The sequence below is a fragment of the Streptomyces sp. NPDC127100 genome (assembly GCF_042724095.1).
Lineage (GTDB): Bacteria > Actinomycetota > Actinomycetes > Streptomycetales > Streptomycetaceae > Streptomyces.
Window position 1 is genome coordinate 1 of record NZ_JBHXFL010000026.1, and the last position, 18,148, is coordinate 18,148.

Annotated in this window: 16 protein-coding genes; 9 read left to right on the top strand and 7 right to left on the bottom strand. The window is 74.4% G+C overall.

The features are described 5' to 3' along the window. Positions 1–181: 181 nt before the first annotated feature. The 3 genes from lnt to ACFWJB_RS22305 all read right to left on the bottom strand — a co-directional run bounded on the left by lnt (position 182) and on the right by ACFWJB_RS22305 (position 3,349). Positions 182–1,795 (bottom strand): apolipoprotein N-acyltransferase, encoded by a 1,614-nt coding sequence (gene lnt, locus ACFWJB_RS22295; RefSeq protein WP_385472092.1) that lies wholly within the window; start codon positions 1,793–1,795, stop codon positions 182–184. 141 nt (positions 1,796–1,936) lie between these two features. Then, positions 1,937–2,482, bottom strand: coding sequence for a hypothetical protein (locus ACFWJB_RS22300; RefSeq protein ID WP_385472095.1), 546 nt, complete (start codon positions 2,480–2,482; stop codon positions 1,937–1,939). An 81-nt stretch (positions 2,483–2,563) separates the two neighbouring features. Then, entirely contained in the window at positions 2,564–3,349 is a 786-nt protein-coding gene (locus tag ACFWJB_RS22305) for a glutamate racemase (protein WP_385472098.1), read from the bottom strand. Positions 3,350–3,387: 38 nt separating this feature from the next. Between ACFWJB_RS22305 and ACFWJB_RS22310 the strand changes: the two genes are divergently transcribed. Then, positions 3,388–4,614 carry a glycosyltransferase gene (locus ACFWJB_RS22310; protein WP_386924255.1) on the top strand — a complete coding sequence of 409 codons (1,227 nt, stop codon included), beginning with the start codon at positions 3,388–3,390 and terminating at the stop codon, positions 4,612–4,614. Positions 4,615–4,633: 19 nt separating this feature from the next. Here ACFWJB_RS22310 and ACFWJB_RS22315 read toward each other — a convergent pair whose 3' ends face one another. Beyond that, entirely contained in the window at positions 4,634–5,914 is a 1,281-nt protein-coding gene (locus tag ACFWJB_RS22315; RefSeq protein ID WP_386924371.1) for a TerD family protein, read from the bottom strand. Between the two features lie 298 nt (positions 5,915–6,212). On the opposite strand from ACFWJB_RS22315, the gene ACFWJB_RS22320 reads away from it, so the two are divergent. The 4 genes from ACFWJB_RS22320 (at position 6,213) to ACFWJB_RS22335 (ending at position 10,994) form a co-directional block, all read left to right on the top strand. Further along, positions 6,213–6,662: a DUF6643 family protein gene (locus tag ACFWJB_RS22320; protein WP_385472107.1), complete on the top strand. Its 450-nt coding sequence runs from the start codon at positions 6,213–6,215 to the stop codon at positions 6,660–6,662. A 43-nt stretch (positions 6,663–6,705) separates the two neighbouring features. Further along, positions 6,706–7,533 (top strand): MOSC domain-containing protein, encoded by an 828-nt coding sequence (locus ACFWJB_RS22325; protein ID WP_386924257.1) that lies wholly within the window; start codon positions 6,706–6,708, stop codon positions 7,531–7,533. A gap of 185 nt (positions 7,534–7,718) precedes the next feature. After that, complete coding sequence (locus ACFWJB_RS22330; RefSeq protein WP_385472112.1) at positions 7,719–8,324, top strand: hypothetical protein; 606 nt, start codon at positions 7,719–7,721, stop codon at positions 8,322–8,324. Between the two features lie 222 nt (positions 8,325–8,546). After that, complete coding sequence (locus ACFWJB_RS22335) at positions 8,547–10,994, top strand: right-handed parallel beta-helix repeat-containing protein (RefSeq protein WP_386924260.1); 2,448 nt, start codon at positions 8,547–8,549, stop codon at positions 10,992–10,994. Between the two features lie 203 nt (positions 10,995–11,197). On the opposite strand, the gene ACFWJB_RS22340 is transcribed toward ACFWJB_RS22335, so the two are convergent. Further along, positions 11,198–13,582: a hypothetical protein gene (locus ACFWJB_RS22340; RefSeq protein WP_386924262.1), complete on the bottom strand. Its 2,385-nt coding sequence runs from the start codon at positions 13,580–13,582 to the stop codon at positions 11,198–11,200. 271 nt (positions 13,583–13,853) lie between these two features. Here ACFWJB_RS22340 and ACFWJB_RS22345 point away from each other — a divergent pair, with 271 nt between their 5' ends. Both ACFWJB_RS22345 and ACFWJB_RS22350 read left to right on the top strand, forming a co-directional pair. After that, on the top strand, positions 13,854–14,675 hold the full coding sequence (locus ACFWJB_RS22345; protein WP_385470602.1) for a DeoR/GlpR family DNA-binding transcription regulator: 822 nt from the start codon (positions 13,854–13,856) through the stop codon (positions 14,673–14,675). A 114-nt stretch (positions 14,676–14,789) separates the two neighbouring features. Then, on the top strand, positions 14,790–15,263 hold the full coding sequence (locus ACFWJB_RS22350) for an SRPBCC family protein (RefSeq protein ID WP_386924264.1): 474 nt from the start codon (positions 14,790–14,792) through the stop codon (positions 15,261–15,263). A gap of 12 nt (positions 15,264–15,275) precedes the next feature. Here ACFWJB_RS22350 and ACFWJB_RS22355 read toward each other — a convergent pair whose 3' ends face one another. Next, a complete protein-coding gene (locus ACFWJB_RS22355; RefSeq protein WP_386924266.1) occupies positions 15,276–16,400 on the bottom strand; it encodes a PLP-dependent cysteine synthase family protein in 1,125 nt (374 codons plus the stop codon). Between the two features lie 343 nt (positions 16,401–16,743). Here ACFWJB_RS22355 and ACFWJB_RS22360 point away from each other — a divergent pair, with 343 nt between their 5' ends. Together ACFWJB_RS22360 and ACFWJB_RS22365 are read left to right on the top strand one after the other, a co-directional pair. Continuing rightward, complete coding sequence (locus tag ACFWJB_RS22360; protein ID WP_385470596.1) at positions 16,744–17,067, top strand: hypothetical protein; 324 nt, start codon at positions 16,744–16,746, stop codon at positions 17,065–17,067. 215 nt (positions 17,068–17,282) lie between these two features. After that, positions 17,283–17,786, top strand: coding sequence for an ATP-binding protein (locus ACFWJB_RS22365; RefSeq protein ID WP_386924268.1), 504 nt, complete (start codon positions 17,283–17,285; stop codon positions 17,784–17,786). Between the two features lie 71 nt (positions 17,787–17,857). Here ACFWJB_RS22365 and ACFWJB_RS22370 read toward each other — a convergent pair whose 3' ends face one another. Beyond that, positions 17,858–18,142 (bottom strand): SHOCT domain-containing protein, encoded by a 285-nt coding sequence (locus tag ACFWJB_RS22370; RefSeq protein ID WP_386924373.1) that lies wholly within the window; start codon positions 18,140–18,142, stop codon positions 17,858–17,860. Positions 18,143–18,148 lie beyond the last annotated feature (6 nt).

Below are 18,148 nucleotides of genomic sequence, written 5' to 3' on the forward strand. Positions count from 1 at the left end.
TCGTCGGTTGCCAGGGCTCCGCCCTGGCGCCCTCCTCCGCCTTGCAGCTGCACGCACCACACCCCGCTCGGGCCGGCCGGGACGCGCCGTCCGTCCCAGCCGGCCTGATCCAAACGACAGACCCTAGCGGGCCGGGCGGGCCGCTCCCGCCCGCTTCGCGGGGCGTGCGGTGGGCGGACGGTCACACATCACGGGCGCGTCGCCCGCGCACACCGGCGCCGACGGCCCGGCCGAGGCCGAGGGCCGCGACGAGCACGAGGGCGATCTCCGGCCACACGCCCAGCCGGGTGGCGGGGGTCTCGGAGGAGCGCAGCGGCACCTCCTGGACCAGGGAGTCCGCCACGAACATGCCGGTCCTCTGGGTGATCCGGCCGTCCGGCATGATGATCGCGCTGACACCGCTGGTCACCGGCACGGTGACGGTCCGGCTGTGCTCGACGGCGCGGATGCGGGACATGGCGAGCTGCTGGTAGGTCATCTCGCTGCGGTCGAAGGTCGCGTTGTTGCTGGGCACGGAGATCATCTGGGCGCCGTCGGTGACCTCGGAGCGCACGGCCCAGTCGAAGGCGGCCTCGTAGCAGGTGACGAGGCCGACCGGGGTGCCTGCCATGGTGAAGACGCCGGGCTCGGTGCCGCGGCTGAAGTCACGGGCGACCATGGAGGTCCACTCGTCGTTGATCGCCCCGATCATCGAGCGCAGCGGCAGGTACTCGCCGAAGGGCTGGATCTGCCGTTTGTCGTAGGTGTCGACGGGACCCTTGTCCGGGTCCCAGAGGATCTGCTCGTTGAGCAGTCTGCCGTCGCGTTCGACGACGCCGCCGACGGAGATGGGGGCGCCGATCGCCTTGGCGGCCCGGTCGATGACGTAGCGCGCGTCGGCGTTGGCGAACGGGTCGATGTCGGAGGAGTTCTCCGGCCACAGCACGAAGTCGGGGCGCTCGATCCTGCCCGCCGCGACCTCGGCGGCCAGGCGTTCCGTCTCGCGCGCGTGGTAGTCGAGCACGGCCCGGCGCTGGGCGTTGAAGTCGAGGCCGGCGCGCGGCACGTTGCCCTGGATGACGGCGACGGTCGCGGTGCCCTCCTCCGCCTCGTCGGTGACCAGCGGCCGGGCGGCCACGGCGCCCACGACGGGCACGGCCACGCAGAGCAGGGCCGCCGCCGCCACGCCCCGCCGCGGCGCACCGGCGCTTCGTGCCCCGACGGCCAGGCGAACCGCCTCGGCGAGGCCGAAGCCGCACAGGACGACGGCGAAGCCGAGCACCGGGGTGCCGCCGAGCGCGGCGAGCGGCAGGAACACGCCGTCGGCCTGCCCGAAGGCGATCTTGCCCCAGGGGAAGCCGTGGAAGGGGACGCGTGCGCGTGCGGCTTCTCCGGCGATCCACACGGCCGCCGCCCACACCGGCCAGGCCGGCAGTGCCGACACCGCGGCGACGCCCGCCCCGACCAGCGCGACGAAGACCGCTTCGATCACGACCAGGGCGATCCAGGGGCCGGGACCGACCTCCACACCGGTCCATACCAGCAGGGGCAGCAGGAAGCCGAGGCCGAACAGGTAGCCGAGGCCGAGGCCCGCCTTCCAGCTCCGGCCGCGCAGCACGGCGCCGAAGACGGCGAAGGCGGGCAGGGCGAGCCACCACAGGGTGCGCGGCGGGAAGCTGACGTAGAGCAGCACTCCGGAGAGCGCGGCTGCGGCGGCCGGGAACAGGCGCGTGAGCCGCGCGGCGAGACGCGAGGCGGGGGTGGCCTGCGGCTTCAGCCGGTCCGGCTCGCCGACGGTGGTTGCGGTGACGGTCACCCCCCGGAGTGTACGGCGCGGGTCCTGGCCGCCGGCAGCACGGTGCGAGGGGCCGGGTGGAGCGTGGGCCGCCGGTGCCGCATCGTTTCGGCGCCACCGGCCGCCGTGCCCTCCACGATCCGCCGGCCGGCCGGTGCGGCCTCAGTGCGCCGCCGGGCCCGGGGCCCTCGGGCGGAGGCGGTCCTTGATGACCTGGACAGCCGCTTCCGCGTCGTCGACGGTGATGGTGAAGGTGTGGCCGTCCCACAGCCGCAGCACCACACCCTCGCCGCGCCGCACGACGACGGCGGTGCCCTTCTCCGGCCGCCAGCGGTAGCCCCAGCCGCCCCAGTGACGCGGGGTGACGTGCGGGATGAACTCGGCGCCGACGACATGGGAGAGGGGGATGCGCCGGCGGGGCACGCCGATGTGGCCGCAGCGCACTTCGAGGCACTCGTCGTCGACTCTCAGCGCGACGTGCACGAAGGCCACGGTGCCGAACAGGACGAGCAGTCCCGCCGCGATGCAGCCGACGACGGCCATGGCCAGCGGGGCGATGCCGGACTCCCAGGCCGAGTCGACGGCCAGCGCGATACCGAGAGCCACACAGGCGACACCGATGAGCGCCAGGAACCACTGGACGCGATTGGTGGCACGTCCGGTCCAGACGTCCGGTGCGGGGGTGCTCTCGCCGGGGCGATGCCTCATGGATATGAGACTACTCAGATTTCGCTGCGCGGGCGCCTCGTCGCACAGGGTGACTGGGCCGAGCGGGCGTGCGCCCGTCCGTCAGCCGGCGGGGGCGGCCGTGCGCAGCAGCCGGCCTTCCTCGTACGCCGTCGCGGCCGCGGGCAGAGCGCCCTCGCGTCCGCTCAACAGCACGGTGAGGGTGCCCGTGGCCGGGGCACCGGGGTCGGGCCGGGCGCCGATCCTGCGCAGGGCCTGCGCCGCGACCGCTCCGGCGGAGCCGTGCAGGACGAGGCGCGGGGCACCGGGGCGCTGCACGGCGTCGCGGATGCGTTCGGCCACGAGCTCGTAGTGGGTGCAGCCCAGGACGACGGTCGTCACGTCCTCGGGCGTGAGCGCGGCGGCGGCGGTCACGGCGGCGGTGATCGCCGTCTCGTCCGCGTGCTCGACGGCCTCGGCGAGACCGTGGCACGGCACCTCGGTGACGGGCGTGCCGGCGGCGAAGTCCTCGATGAGTCCGCGCTGGTAGGGGCTGCCGGTGGTGGCGGGCGTCGCCCAGATCGCGACGGGGCCGCCGCCGGCCGCGGCGGGCTTGATCGCCGGGACGGTGCCGACGACCGGCAGGCCGGGTTCGAAACGGGCACGGAGCGTGGGCAGCGCGTGCACGGTGGCGGTGTTGCAGCCGACGATCAGGGCCTCGGGCCGGTGCGCTGCGGCGGCCTCGGCGACGGCCAGGGCCCTACCCGTGAGGTCTTGTGGCGTCCGCGGGCCCCAGGGCATGCCGTCGGGGTCCAGGGAGAGGATGAGATCGGCGTCCGGCCGCAGGCGCCGTACCGCAGCGGTGGCCGCCAGCAGACCGATTCCGGAGTCCATGAGCGCGATCTTCACCAGGCCACGATAGACGATGGGCCTTCGCGCGCCGCCTCGTGGGGCAGACTGCGCACGTGAGCGCCGATGCGTGGACTTCCGTCGTGACCGCCGTATCCGCCGTGTCCCTCGCCGCCTGGCTGTGGCTGCTGCTCGCCCAGGGATTCTTCTGGCGCACGGACGTCAGGCTGCCCCGCCGCGCGGAACCGGAGGCGTGGCCGCCCGTGTGCGTCGTCGTGCCGGCCCGCGACGAGGCGGCGGTCCTGCCGGCGAGCCTGCCGTCGCTGCTCGCCCAGGACTATCCGGGGCGGGCGGAGGTCTTCCTGATCGACGACGGAAGCACGGACGGCACCGGCGACCTGGCGCGCGAGCTGGCCCGGCACCAGGACGGCCTGGCGCTCACCGTGGCCGCGCCCGGCGAGCCGCCGGCGGGCTGGACGGGCAAGCTGTGGGCGGTGCGGCACGGCATCGCCCTGGCACGCGCGCGTGACCCCGAGTTCCTGCTGCTGACGGACGCCGACATCGCCCACGCGCCGGACAGCCTGCGGCAGCTGGTGGCCGCTGCCCGCACCGGCGGTTTCGACGTCGTCTCGCAGATGGCCCGGCTGCGGGTCGAGAGCGCCTGGGAGCGCCTCGTGGTGCCGGCCTTCGTCTACTTCTTCGCACAGCTCTACCCGTTCCGGCGGATCGGCGGGGGCCGGAGCGGGAAGAGGGCGACTCGGACGGCGGCCGCCGCGGGCGGCTGTGTGCTGCTGCGCGCCGACGCCGCCGAGCGGGTACGGATCCCGGACGCCATCCGGCACGCGGTCATCGACGACGTGGCCCTCGCCCGGGCGGTCAAGGGCAGTGGCGGCCGGGTGTGGCTGGGGCTGGCCGACGGCGTGGAGAGTGTGCGTCCCTACCCGCGGCTGCGCGACCTGTGGCGGATGGTCTCGCGCAGCGCCTACGCGCAGTTGCGGCACAGTCCGCTGCTGCTCGCCGGCACGGTCGCGGGCCTGGTGCTGGTGTATCTGGTGCCGCCGGCGGCAGCGGTCGCGGGCGCGGTGGCCGGCGGCGGCACGGCGGCGGTGTGCGGAGCGGCCGCGTGGCTGGTGATGGCGGGGACGTACCTACCGATGCTGCGCTACTACCGGCAGCCGTCGTGGCTCGCTCCGCTGCTGCCGTTCACCGCGTTCCTGTACCTCCTGATGACGGTGGACTCCGCGGTGCAGCACTACCGGGGGCGCGGTGCGGCCTGGAAGGGCCGCACCTACGCCCGTCCGGGCGCCCTGCCCGACGAGGGCTGAGGACCCCCGCCGGGCCGGTTCACTTGCGGCCAGGGGTCCAGTTCATGCCCCACCCGTAGGCGTAGTCGACCGTCCGCTGGGGGCTCACGCCGCGCTCGGGCACCAGGTAGCGGGCCTCGCGCTGGACGACGAGGTCGTCGCCGGTGTTGGTGATCAGGGCGAGGGCGCACACCGTCGAGGGGACCGTGCACTCGTCGAGCGAGAAGTCGATCGGGGCGCCGTACTGCGGCTGGAGGGTGACGGTGGCGTGCAGGTCGGCGAAGGAGCGCGCTCCCTCGTAGATGGTGACGAAGACGAGGATGCGCCGGAAGTGCTTCCGGTGGTCGAGGTTGACGGTCAGGTTCTCGCCGGTCGTCACGGCGCCGGTGCGGTCGTCGCCGTCGAGGTGGATGAACGGCGGCTGGTGCAGGGACCCGAAGGCGTTGCCGAGGGCCTGGACCACGCCCTTGCTGCCGTCGCCGAGTTCGTACAGGCAGCACAGGTCGAGGTCGAGGTCGTCGTGCATGGCGACCGGGCGGCCCAGCTTGCGGGCCCAGCCGGAGAACTGCTTGCGCACCTGCCAGTTGAGGTTCACGCGCATGGCGCCCGAGGTGCCGCCCTGCTTGGTCAGGGAGACGGAGGGCGCCGCCTTGGTGAGGGTGACCTTGGTCAGGCGGACCGGCTCCGGGGAGGGCGCCGCGGCCGGGGGCGGCGGCGTGCCCGCGGGCCGCGTCACGGGCGGGACCGGGGGCGGCACGGTGGCCGGGACGGGGGGCGGGGGTGTGGAGGCCGCGGGGGCCTGCTGGGGCTCGTCGACCGTGATGCCGTAGTCGGTGGCCAGACCCTCCAGGCCGCTGTCGTAGCCCTGGCCGACGGCGCGGAACTTCCAGGCGCCCTGACGGCGGTAGAACTCGCCCAGCACGAAGGCCGTTTCGACCGTGGCGCCGGGGTTGTCGAAGCGGGCGACGACGGTGTTCGCCGCATCGCGCACCTCGATGTACAGGTCCGGGACCCGGCCGAAGGATCCGCCGTCCGAGGAGGCGGCGACGATCACCGTCTCGATCGCGGGCTCCACGCGGGCGAGGTCGACCAGCAGGCTGTCGGTGACCCTGCCGCCGGCGTCCCGCTTGCCCTCGTGCCGGACGGCCCCGGAGGAGTGCGCCGGCTGGTTGTAGAAGACGAAGTCCGCGTCGGAGCGGACCTTTCCCGCCACCAGGAGCAGCGCCGAGGCGTCCGCGTCGGGCACGCCGGGGCCGGATCGCCAGCCCAGTTCGACCCGCAGTGCCGTGGCCGGCACCGGGGTGTTCGAGCCTTTAGACATGGACATGTCCGCCCCCATCACGTGTCAGCGCGCCGGGCCGCGCCCCGGCCCGTTCGTCTGGTTTCCCGCGCCCAACCTATTCCCCCCGCCCGTCGGCCGCCCACGAGGAGGGCGCGAGGACCGTGGGCCAACCGCCGGTAACCCGCCCGGAACTTGGCCTTTACCCCAAGATCGCGCCCCACGCTGCCCCATTTTGCCGATTTCGCTCGGATTGGGGATCCCAGGGCACCGCGGGCACGGAAAACAACCCTCTTATCGGTCTCCCCAACCAGCACATCGTGGGCTTAACTTATGTGCCATGACCTCCCCCCGCTCCACTTATGGCGGCGGCTACTACTCCGCCTCCTTCCCGGACACCCCGATCTACGACTCGCTCGTCGCCGAGCGGGGCACCCCGCAGATCGCCCCGATCCGGGTTCCGGCCGCGTACGACGCGCCGGGCAGCCACCTGCCGGCGCTGCCGTCGGCCCTGCCCGCCCTTCCGGCGGCACCTTCCCAGCCCTCCTACGGCTATCCGCAGCAGATGCAGCAGATGCAGCAGCCCGCACCGCTGCAGCAGGCGCCCGCCGCGTACATCCCGCAGCAGGCGAGCGCCCCGCGCGGATACCCCGGTCCCCAGCAGCCGCAGCCGCCCCGCCCGGTCGCGCCCGGCCCCGCGGGGTACGAGGCCATGCGCCCCGCGGCACCGCGGCCCGCCCCGGCGCCCTACCAGGACCCGTACAACAGCCAGCAGTACCGCGGCTACTGAGCCGTATCCCCCGGCGACCGGTGCCGCCTGGCACCATGACCCCATGGGGAACGCGCGACTGCGGTCGATCCACGTCCATCCGGTCAAGGCTTTCCGGGGCCTCGCGCCCCGGGAGGCCCTCGTGGAGCCCTGGGGGCTGGCCGGGGACCGCCGCTGGATGCTGGTCGACGACGGGGGAAAGGTCGTCACACAACGCGAGCAGCCGCGCCTCGCCCTGGCCGCCGCCGAGCTCCTGCCCGGCGGCGGCGTCCGGCTGTCCGCGCCCGGCCGCAGCCCGCTGACCGTCCCGGTCCCGCAGGCGGTGAGCACCGTCCCGGTGCAGCTCTTCGGCGACAAGGTCGAGGCGGTGCCGGCGCGGGACGACGCCGCGCACGCCTGGTGCAGCGCCCTTCTCGGAACCGGCGTGCGGCTGGTGCACCTGGACGATCCCGCCACGCGCCGGCCCGTCGACCCCGAGTACGCGCTGCCGGGCGAGACCGTCTCCTTCGCCGACGGATTCCCGCTGCTGCTCACCACGACGGCCTCCCTCGACGCCCTCAACTCCCTGATCGCGCGCGGGGAGCACGCGGCGGAGGGCCCGCTCCCCATGAGCCGCTTCCGGCCGAACCTGGTCGTCACCGGCACCGAGGCGTGGGCCGAGGACGGCTGGTCGCGCATCGCGGTCGGCGAGGTCGGCTTCCGCGTCGCCAAACCGTGCGGGCGCTGCGTGGTCACGACCACCGACCAGGACACCGCCGTCCGCGGCCGGGAGCCCCTGTACAGCCTCGGGCGGCACCGCCGGATCGGTCGCAGGCTGGTCTTCGGGCAGAACCTCGTGCCCCTCGGTCCCGGCACGGTCCGGGTCGGCGATCCGGTGCGGATCATCGGGTGACGAGAGCGACACGCTCGTACCCCGCCGACCGGGAACCCGGTCCCCTGCCCGCGCGTTGGCCTTCATGGACATGCGAGGAGAGACGGCCGGGGACGCCGGCGCGGGATGCCGCCGGGGTCTCCCCGGCCGGCTCGTGGGCGGACGGATCGACCGGGGGCGGCAGGGAGCGGGAAGGGGGCCGGGCGGTGCGGGCGATCAGGGGGATCTGGCACTGGCGGCACAATCCGCTGCGCCGCACCACCGACCTGGTCGAGGCCTGGGTGGCCCTGACGGGCCTGCTGCTGATCCTCTTCGTCGCGCCCCTGATCGGCGCCCTCGTGGGCGGTGCGGCGCAGGAGTCCCTGCAGCGGTCGGTCCGGGACCAGCACGCGTCCCGGCACCGGGTGACGGCCTCCGTCGTCCGGGAGCTGAAGCGCTCCTCGCTGGACGTCGATCCGGACGGCGTCTCGGCCGGGAACCTGCGCAGCCGCGTCCTCGCCCGGTGGGCGGCGCCGGACGGCTCCGAGCACCGCGGTTCCGTGCTGGCGGGCCTGCGGGACCCGCACCCCGGCGACCATTTCCGGATATGGACCGACGGGCAGGGACGGCTGGTGGCCCGCCCCCTGGACTCCGCCACCGCCACGACGCACGCCACGCTCGCCGGTGTCGGCGCCGCCCTGACCGCCGCGCTCCTGGTCGAGGCGGGCCGGCGCATCGTCGTGTGGCGCATGGTCCGGCGCCGCTACGACCGCTGGGAGCGGGAGTGGGACCGGGCGGGCCCGGACTGGGGCCGGACCGGCACCGGCAGCTGACCGGGTTCCGCCTCTGGTCAACCCACCGTCTGCGCGCACGCTACGGTGGACCGGCCGAACCAATCGGCGACGACTCGCGCGTGAGGAAGCCACAGGTGCGCGCCGGTGTCGGGAGCGCGTGCGGGCCCGCGAGTCCGGGCACGGCCGCGGACCCGCCCCGGCCGGTGCGTCCCCGACGGTGAACGAGCCATCAGTACGACGAGGTGGGGGCACAGCAACGCCATGGCACAGGGCACGGTCCAGGTGACGCACACCGGCACCTCGCGGTGGCGGCGCCGCACGGGTGAGTACGCATCGCTCGCCGCAGCCCTGGAGGCCGCGGCCGACGGTGACGTCCTCACCGTCGCCCCCGGGACCTACCGGGAGAACCTCGTCGTCCAGCGGGCGGTCACCCTGCGCGGCCCCGAGGGGTCCCAGGGCTCGGTCCGGATCGCGCCCGCCGACGGGGTGCCGCTGACGGTGCGCGCCTCGGCCGTCGTCCAGGACCTGCACATCGAGGGCCAGGACGCCGCGGCTCCCGCGGTGCTCGTCGAGGAGGGCACCCCGGAGCTGCTGGACGTCCGCGTGGTGACGCGGTCCGCGTCCGGCATCGAGGTGCGCGGCAGCGCCCGGCCCACGGTGCGGCGCTGCACCGTCGACAATCCGGCGGGCGTCGGCATCGCCGTCCTGGACGGCGGGGGCGGGGTGTTCGAGGAGTGCGAGGTCGTCTCGGCCGGCCAGGCGGGCGTCGCGGTGCGCTCCGGCGCCCACCCGCGGCTGGAGCGCTGCCGGATCCACCACGCCGCCGGTTCCGGACTGACGGCGACCGGCGAGCACTCCGGGCTGGAGGCGGTGGGGTGCGAGATCTACGAGGTGCGGGGCAGCGGTGTCCAGGTCTCCGGCCGGGCCACCGCCCACCTGACCGACTGCGACGTGCACCGCACCACCGCCGACGGCGTCACGCTCGACACCGACGCCGTGCTCACGCTCGCGGACTGCCGCATCCACGACATCCCGGAGAACGCGGTCGACCTGCGCTCCCGTTCCGTGCTCACCCTGACCCGCACCAGCGTGCGGCAGTTCGGGCGCAACGGGCTGTCCGTGTGGGACCCGGGCACGCGTGTGGACGCCAACCAGTGCGAGATCTTCGACAGCACGGGCGACTACCCGGCGGTCTGGGTCAGCGACGGCGCCACCGCGGTGCTCGACTCCTGCCGGGTGCACGACGTGCCGGACGCGCTGTTCGTGCTGGACCGCGGCTCGCGCGCGGACGTCGTCGACAGCGACCTGTCCCAGGTGCGGAACACGGCGGTGTCGGTGAGCGACGGCGCCGTCGCGCAGCTCGACGACTGCCGCATCCGGGACGCCGCGACCGGCGCGTGGTTCCGCGACCACGGCAGCGGCGGCACCCTGAACAACTGCACCCTGAGCGGCAACCGCACCGGCGTGATCGTCACCAAGGGCGCCGACCCCACCATCGAGCGCTGCACGGTCGACTCCCCCTCCGAGGCCGGGGTGTACGTGTCGGCGGGCGGCCGCGGCAGCTTCCTCGGCTGCCGGGTGACGGGCAGCGCCGGCTACGGCTTCCACGTGATCGACGGCTGCCGCACGACGCTGAGGAAGTGCCGTACGGAGCGGTGCGCGCGCGGCGGTTTCGAGTTCGCCGACGGCGGCCCGGACGGGTCGTCCGACTCGGGGCCGCTCGTGGAGGACTGCTCCAGTGACGAGAGCGGCGGCGGCCTGGCGCCGCCCCCGGCCCGGGAGACGGCCGTGCAGACGGCGGGCCACTCCCCCGCCGGCCTGCTGGGCTCGATCCCCGGGCAGCGCAGCACCGAGCCGGAGCCGCTGATCGCGGCCCCCGGTCCGGAGGAGCCCGCGCGGACGTCGAAGGCCGTGCTCGGTGAACTGGACGCGCTGGTCGGCCTGGAGAGCGTCAAGCGGGAGGTGCGGGCCCTGACGGACATGATCGAGGTGGGCCGGCGCCGGCAGCAGGCGGGCCTGAAGGCCGCGTCGGTCAAACGGCACCTGGTCTTCACCGGGTCCCCCGGCACCGGCAAGACGACGGTCGCCCGGCTGTACGGCGAGATCCTCGCGTCCCTGGGCGTCCTGGAGAAGGGCCATCTCGTCGAGGTGTCCCGCGTCGACCTGGTCGGCGAGCACATCGGCTCCACGGCGATCCGCACCCAGGAGGCGTTCCAGCGGGCGCGCGGCGGTGTGCTGTTCATCGACGAGGCGTACGCGCTGTCCCCCGAGGACGCGGGCCGGGACTTCGGCAAGGAGGCCATCGACACGCTGGTGAAGCTGATGGAGGACCAGCGGGACTCGGTCGTGGTGATCGTCGCGGGCTACACGGCGGAGATGGAGCGGTTCCTGTCGGTCAACCCGGGTGTGGCGTCCCGTTTCTCGCGGACCATCACCTTCGGCGACTACGGGCCCGAGGAACTCCTGCGGATCGTGGAGCAGCAGGCCGAGGAGCACGAGTACCGGCTGGCGCAGGGCGTGCCCGAGGCGCTGACGCGGTACTTCGCGGCCATCCCCAAGGGTCCGGCCTTCGGCAACGGCCGCACCGCGCGCCAGACCTTCGAGGCGATGGTGGAGCGGCACGCGAGCCGCGTCGCCCAGCTCGCGGACCCGAGCACCGACGACCTGAGCCTGCTCTACCCGGAGGACCTCCCGGAGCTGCCTCGGTAGGCCCCCGGGCGGCGGCCCTAGGGTCTGTCGTTTGGATCAGGCCGGCTGTGACGGACGGCGCGTCCCGGCCGACCCGAGCGGGGTGTGGTGCGTGCAGCTGCAAGGCGGAGGAGGGCGCCAGGGCGGAGCCCTGGCAACCGACGACAACGCGGCAGATGTGCGTGCCACACCCCGCGACACCGGCATGATCCAAACGACAGGCCCTAGCAGCCGCCGGGGCCGCCGTCCGCGCCCGGTACGACGGGTGGTGCCTGGCCGGTGTGGCGCGGCGCCGGCACCTCCGGGCGCAGCCGGGCCAGCAGCCGCCGCCGTTCCTCGGCGAAGGCCGGGTCCGCCTGGTAGTCGGAGTGGCCCAGGATCGGCGCGGGCAGCGGGTGCAGATCGGTGCGGCCGTACGTCAGCGGATCCTTGAGGGGTTCGCGGTCCACGGCCGGGCCGCAGTCGCCGGGCAGTCGCACCGGGCCGCCGATGGGGTCGGTGCGCCGGTGGAGGTTGCGCCAGCAGTCGACGTCGCGGTGCAGGGAGCCGAGCGCGTCGGCGCCGAAGTGGGCGGGGAACCAGCGGCCGTAGAGGCGCTCCAGCGGGGAGCCGTAGGTCAGCAGGGCGACCCTTCTGCGGGCGGAGGGCGCCAGTTGCCAGGCCGCGGCGGCCGCCAGGACGCTGCCCTGCGAGTGCCCGGAGATGACCAGCCGCCCGCCGGTGACGCGGGTCCAGGTCGCCATCCGCCAGGTCAGGTCGGGAACCGCGCGCTCGGCGTAGCAGGGCGGCGCGAAGGGGTGGGCGGCGCGCGGCCAGAAGGTGCCGACGTCCCACAGGATGCCTATGGTGCGCCGGGCGGAGGCGTCCTTGTAGGCGCGTCTGCCCCAGGTGACGAAGAGCAGGAAGCCGAGGCCGATGAGCCAGGAGCCCAGCGCCTGCGCGGTCTCCGCGGCCCCGTGCACGACGGCGTAGGTGCCGCGGGTGGCGTCGGCCGGCACCTGGTCGGTCGCCAGGGCGCCCACGAGTGCCGCCGCGCCCAGCAGCAGGGTGGTGACGGAGGTGACGGCGACGATCAGGGGGCCCCGGTCGGTGAGGCCGGCCATGGCTCGGGCGGCGGCGATGCGGCGGGTGCGGGCCGGGTCTCCGGCCTCTCCGGGGTGATCGCCCTCCACGGCGGCCCGCTCCGCCCGGGCGAGACGCCAGGTGTGCCCGGCGAGGACGGCGCAGAGCAGCAGCACGACGAGGAGCAGCGGTGGGATGACGGACGCCTGCCAGGTCAGCAGGACGGGTGGCCCGTCGATGGAGGTGCCGGTGCCGTCCAGCCAGTCCGACACCCGCTGCGCCACCCCGCCCGACATTACGCCGCCCAGCGCGCAGGCCAGCATGGCGACGGCGGGCCCGCCGAGGCCGCGGATCGCGGCCCGCGGTTCGGGGCGGGCGCGGTACAGCGCGTGGGCGACCACGCCGAGGACGACGACCAGCAGTCCCTGCACCAGGGCGATGCCGCCGAAGGTCATGTCCCCGGGCAGCCGGCCCGACGACGTCCACCCCGGGCGGGCCCAGCCCGCGTACACCAGGGCGAGCACGAGCAGGACGAGGGCGGCGAACGGCAGGCGTCGTACGACGTGCTGGTCGAGTGTGCGGTCGAGGCGGTTCTCGCTGCGGCCCCGGCGGCAGGTGACGCCCACCGCGGCGATCGCGCCGGCGACGAGTGCCGCCTCGAGCAGCCGTCCCAGCGTGTCGAGCGGCGCCGGGCCACCGGGCGCCCGGTCGAAGCGGGCCGCCGGCACCCCGACCGCGGCGGCGACCGTCAGCAGCCCCGCGGCGGTGTGCGCGGAGCGCAGCCGCGCCACCAGGCGCCGTCCGTACCAGAATCCCGGCCGGTTCAGGGCGGTCCCGCCCAAGTCGCCCTCGGCCTCGGCGGTGCGGTCCATCGGCTGCTGGGACTCGTACGCCCGCCAGGTGCGCAGGGACAGGTACCACAGGAGGCCGGTGAGCGCGGCGGGCACGGCGGCCGCGAGGGCGAGTCTGCGGCCGGGCGGGCTCCACCAGCCGCCGTCGGACGTCACCGGCGACAGGAAGCCCAGCCAGGAGTGCCGCTCCGCGCAGGCGCGCGTGCCCGCGCACTGCCAGGCGACGAGGTCGATCGCGACCTCGCAGGCCGCGGCGACCAGCAGCACGGTCAGGGTCAGGGCCGCGAGCCGCACCAGCAGCCCGTAGAGCCGGACCGTCCGGATCCGGCCGTGCGCGCCGGGCCGCATCCAGTGGGCGAGGTTGACCACCATGAACGGCAGGAGCAGCAGCCACAGGGCGCGGGTGCCGTTGCCGGAGGTGAGGTTGCACCAGACGTAGGCCTCGGGCACCGGCCGGCCCCGGTAGTCCTCGGGCCGGGACTCCGCGTCGGCGTCCTCGGTGCGCCGGAAGACGGCCGCGATGTGGTCGCCGGTGATCCGCACGGTGCGCGGGTCGTCCAGCATCTGTGCGGGTGTCGTACCGCCCACCCCGTGCACCAGGAGTTCCAGGGCGGTGCCGGTCTCCCGGGACGGCGGGCCGGGGTCGGCGGGGCCGCTCCCACCGCCGGATCCCGCCCGTTCCTGTGCCTGTTCCACTGTCCGCACCCCCCGTGACGCGCCGTCGGCCGTGTCCGTGCGGGCACAAGGATCTCCACTTCCCGGGCGTCGCACACCCCCCGGCACGGAATCTCCCCGAACCGGGTGACCGGCGGGACGCGAGGGGCGCGTGCGCTCCTGCGGCCGGTGGCGCGGCCCGCCGTTGGGCGTGCGAGGATGGGGCGTCCGCGCACCGGAGCGGGAAGAATCTCACGGGAGCGGGTGGGCGGGGCGTGTCGGAGGGTTTTGCGGCGAAAGGACCGAAGCGTACGTGAGCGAGAATCCGAACCTCCTCGCGGAGCAGCGGCGCGCCCTGATCCTCGACGAGGTGCGCCGCCGTGGTGGCGTCCGGGTCAACGAACTGACCCGCAAGCTCGGCGTGTCGGACATGACGATCCGCCGCGATCTCGACGCGCTGGCCCGGCAGGGTGTGCTGGAGAAGGTGCACGGCGGTGCGGTGCCGGTGGTCGAGGCGAGCACGCACGAGCCGGGGTTCGAGGCGAAGTCGGGTCTGGAGCCGACCGCCAAGGAGGACATCGCGCGGGCCGCGGCCGAGCTGGTCGCGCCGGGCGCCGCGATCGCGCTGTCCGGGGGCACGACGACGTACGCGCTGGCGCACCGGCTGGTGGACGTGCCGGATCTGACCGTGGTGACCAACTCGGTGCGGGTGGCCGACGTGTTCCACGTCGCGCAGCGCACCTCGGGCACGCGGCAGGGCGCGGCCACGGTGGTGCTGACCGGTGGTGTGCGCACCCCCTCCGACTCGCTGGTGGGGCCCGTCGCCGACCAGGCGATCGCGGCCCTCCACTTCGACGTGCTGTTCCTCGGTGTGCACGGGATATCGGCCGAGGCCGGTCTGTCGACGCCGAATCTCGCGGAGGCCGAGACGAACCGGCGGCTGGTGCAGTCGGCGCGGCGGGTCGTGGTGGTCGCCGACCACACCAAGTGGGGTGTGGTGGGCCTGAGTTCGTTCGCGACGCTGGAGCAGGTCGACACGCTGGTGACCGACGGCGGTCTGCCGGCGGACGCACGGGCGGGGATCGCGGAGCATCTGCGGCTGGTCGTGGCGGGCGAGCCGGACAGCGGCGACTGAGCGTCTCCGGCGGCCGGCCGAGGCGCCGCTGACAGCGGCCGCGCCGGCCGCTAGGGTGACGCCACCTCACCCGTCGCCCGCGTCCCGCGGCTCGTCACCAGGGGGTCGTCATCCATGGCTCGCCGTCTTCGTCCGGTGGGGCTCGACTTCGTCGAGTCGGCCCCCGTGCGTCTGGTGTTCGCGGCGGAGACCGCCGCCGCCCCCGAGGAGGTCTTCCGCTCGCTCGCCGAGGACGTGCCGGGCTGGACCGCGTGGTTCTCCGCGGTGACGTCCGCACGGCCCATAGGCGAGGGAGCGGGGCGCGAGATCCGGCTCGTGGGCGGTGGGCGCTTCCTGGAGGCGGTGCTCGCGGCGCGGCGCCCCGAGGTGTACGCGTACCGCGTGGACGTCACCAACGCGCCGGGAGCCCGGGCCCTTGCCGAGGAGTGGCGACTGGCCCCGGCCGGCACCGGGACGCGCGTGCGGTGGACGTTCGCCGCCGACGGCACGGCGCCCTTCCGCTGGGCCGTGCGCCTGGGCGGTCCGGCGCTGGGGCGGGCCTTCCGGGACGCGGTCGCCGCGCTGGACCGGCGGCTGGCCGTGCGGTAGGCCCGCGCGCGGTCACCCGGGCCAGGCTCCGGTGGCCAGGAGCGAGTCGATGGCCGCGGCGTACGGCCGGATGTCCAGGCCCTGTTCGGCGAGCCACGCGTCGGAGTAGTACTTGTCGAGGTACCGGTCGCCCGGGTCGCACAGCAGCGTGACCACGCTGCCCCGGCGTCCCTCGGCCACCATCTCGGCGACGATCTTCAGCGCGCTCCACAGTCCGGTGCCCGTCGACCCGCCGGCCTTGCGGCCGATGACCCGCTCGAGGGCCCGTACGGCGGCGACGCTCGCGGCGTCGGGGACCTTCATCATGCGGTCGATCGCGCCGGGCACGAAGCTCGGTTCCATCCGGGGCCGGCCGATGCCCTCGATGCGGGAGCCGCAGTCGCAGGTGACGTCGGGGTCGCCGGTGGTCCAGCCGTCGAAGAAGCAGGAGTTCTCCGGGTCGGCGACGCAGATGCGGGTGTCGTGCTGCATGTAGTGCACGTAGCGCGCGAGGGTCGCCGAGGTGCCGCCGGTGCCGGCCGTGGCGACGATCCACGCCGGTTCGGGGAACCGCTCGAGCCGCAGCTGACGGAAGATCGACTCGGCGATGTTGTTGTTGCCGCGCCAGTCGGTGGCCCGCTCCGCGTAGGTGAACTGGTCCATGTAGTGGCCGCCGGTCTCGGCCGCGAGGCGGGCGGACTCCTCGTACATCCTGCGCGAGTCGTCCACGAAGTGGCACCGCCCGCCCTGGAACTCGATCAGGCGGATCTTCTCGGGGCTGGTCGTGCGCGGCATCACGGCGATGAAGGGCACGCCGATCAGCGAGGCGAAGTACGCCTCGGAGACGGCCGTCGAGCCACTGGACGCCTCGATCACGGGCCGGCCCGGCCGGATCCAGCCGTTGCACAGGCCGTAGAGGAAGAGCGAGCGGGCGAGCCGGTGTTTGAGGCTGCCGGTGGGGTGGGTCGACTCGTCCTTCAGGTAGAGGTCGATGCCCCACCGCTCCGGCAGCGGGAACAGCAGGAGGTGGGTGTCGGCCGACCGGTTGGCGTCGGCCTGGACCTTGCGCACGGCTTCTTTCAGCCAGGCTCGGTAGTCGGCGTCGCTGCGGTCGACGTCGACGGTGGCGCCGGTGCGGGACGGCTGGGGGGTGCTCACGACGGGGCTCCTTACGCTGCGCTCCGACGGCGCCTCGCGCGGCCGGCACACCGATCATAAGCACCTTCCACACGCTTCTCACCTGCATAAACACACCTTTGGGGGGCTCAAAGGCGCGCTGGGGCAGAGCGTGTGTCCGGGTGGGGGCGCATTCGCGCGAGTGCTCCGGGCGACCCTCGGAAAGGGGCGGTGCGTACTGGTGCTCGACGCCGGGTGCGGGCAGACTTCACCCGGCGGGACCGGGGTCCCGTCACGGGCGCACACTGGAGCACGAGACGAGCCGGTCCCGGCCCCCTCGCGGTGGCACGGTCCGGCAGACCGACGCGCACGAGGGGGCGGCGGCATGGTGGAGCCGGAGTTCACGGCCACGGGGGTGCGGATCGGCAAGCGGCTGCGTTCGCTCACCCGGGCCGGCCAGGTCCGGATCAGCGGCGGCAGGCTGGAGTTGCTCACCAGCTACGGCAGCGAGATAGACAGCGCGCCGGTGCAGGCGGTGCGCGCCTCCCGGCCCTGGTTCGCCCCGGAGGACCGGGCACTCGCCGACCTCAACGGCAAGCGGTACCTGCTGACCCTCGGGGAGCGCGACCCCGCTCCCGGTGAGCCGGGACCGCCCGCCGCACGCCGTTTCATCGAGGCCGTGCGCAGGGCGGCGGGACACAACGGCTGAGAATGTCCGTAACTTGCGGTGCCCCACCCCTTGCGTCACTCTGGTCACACGTCACTCTGGGTTTACCGGCGATAACGCTGCGAACCAGCCCGCCGGCCATGACAGCAGGCGGCGATGTGCCGCGTGCGCCCTGCTGGATCCGAACTCCGTGTTCTTCCGGACCTCTATGTCGGGGAGTCGCAGCCGTGATCAGTCACCCAAGCAGACACTGCACGGTGGAGCTCCAAGCCCTGCCGTCGCGGATCGGCCAGGTCCGCAGAATCGTATCTGCGCAATTGCGCTACTGGCATATGGATTCCCTGATCGACCGGGCGGCGCTCGGCGTGACGGAACTGCTGACCAACGTCCATCTGCATGCCGTCCCCGACAAGACGTGCACCGTGGAGATAGAACTGCTCCTTGACCGGCTCACGGTCTCGGTGCGTGACCACGATCCGCGTCTGCCCGTGGTGGACGACGCCGAGCCCCTCGCGACCTGCGGGCGCGGGCTCGCGATGGTGGCCGCGATGAGCGAGAGCTGGGGTGCCCGGCCGGACGGCGAGTCCGGCAAGGTCGTCTGGTTCGCGCTTCCCACGGCCGCCACCGTGGCTCCCGTCGCCACGCGTCCGCCGCGCCGCCTGGTCGACGAGGTGCCCGTCGCCGTGTTCGCCGACGCCGAGCGCGCGGTCGAACTGGGCGGACCGCAACCCGCTCCCGCCCGGTCGGCCGTTGCCGGCTGACCGGGCGGTGACCCTTCACCCGTGCACGCGCGGCCGGTGGTGCGGGCCGGTCGCCGGGGGACGCTCGCGGGTCATGCCGCGCCGCCCCCGCCCGGCCGGCCGAACTGCTCGTCGAGCACGGACAGCCGGCGCCAGTACTCGTCCTCGTCGATCTCACCGGAGGCGAAGCGGTGGCCGAGCACGGCGATCGGCGAGCCGTCCCCGGCGGTGGGCGGGCGCCAGGGGCCGCGGCGGCCGCGCCACCCGGTGCGGCGCAGCAGGGCGACGCCGCCGCCGATGACCAGCGCCCAGATCACCGGGAAGAGAAGGATCCACGGGCCGGGCCCGCCGTCGGCGAAGTGTGCCAGGGTCTGCATGTCGTC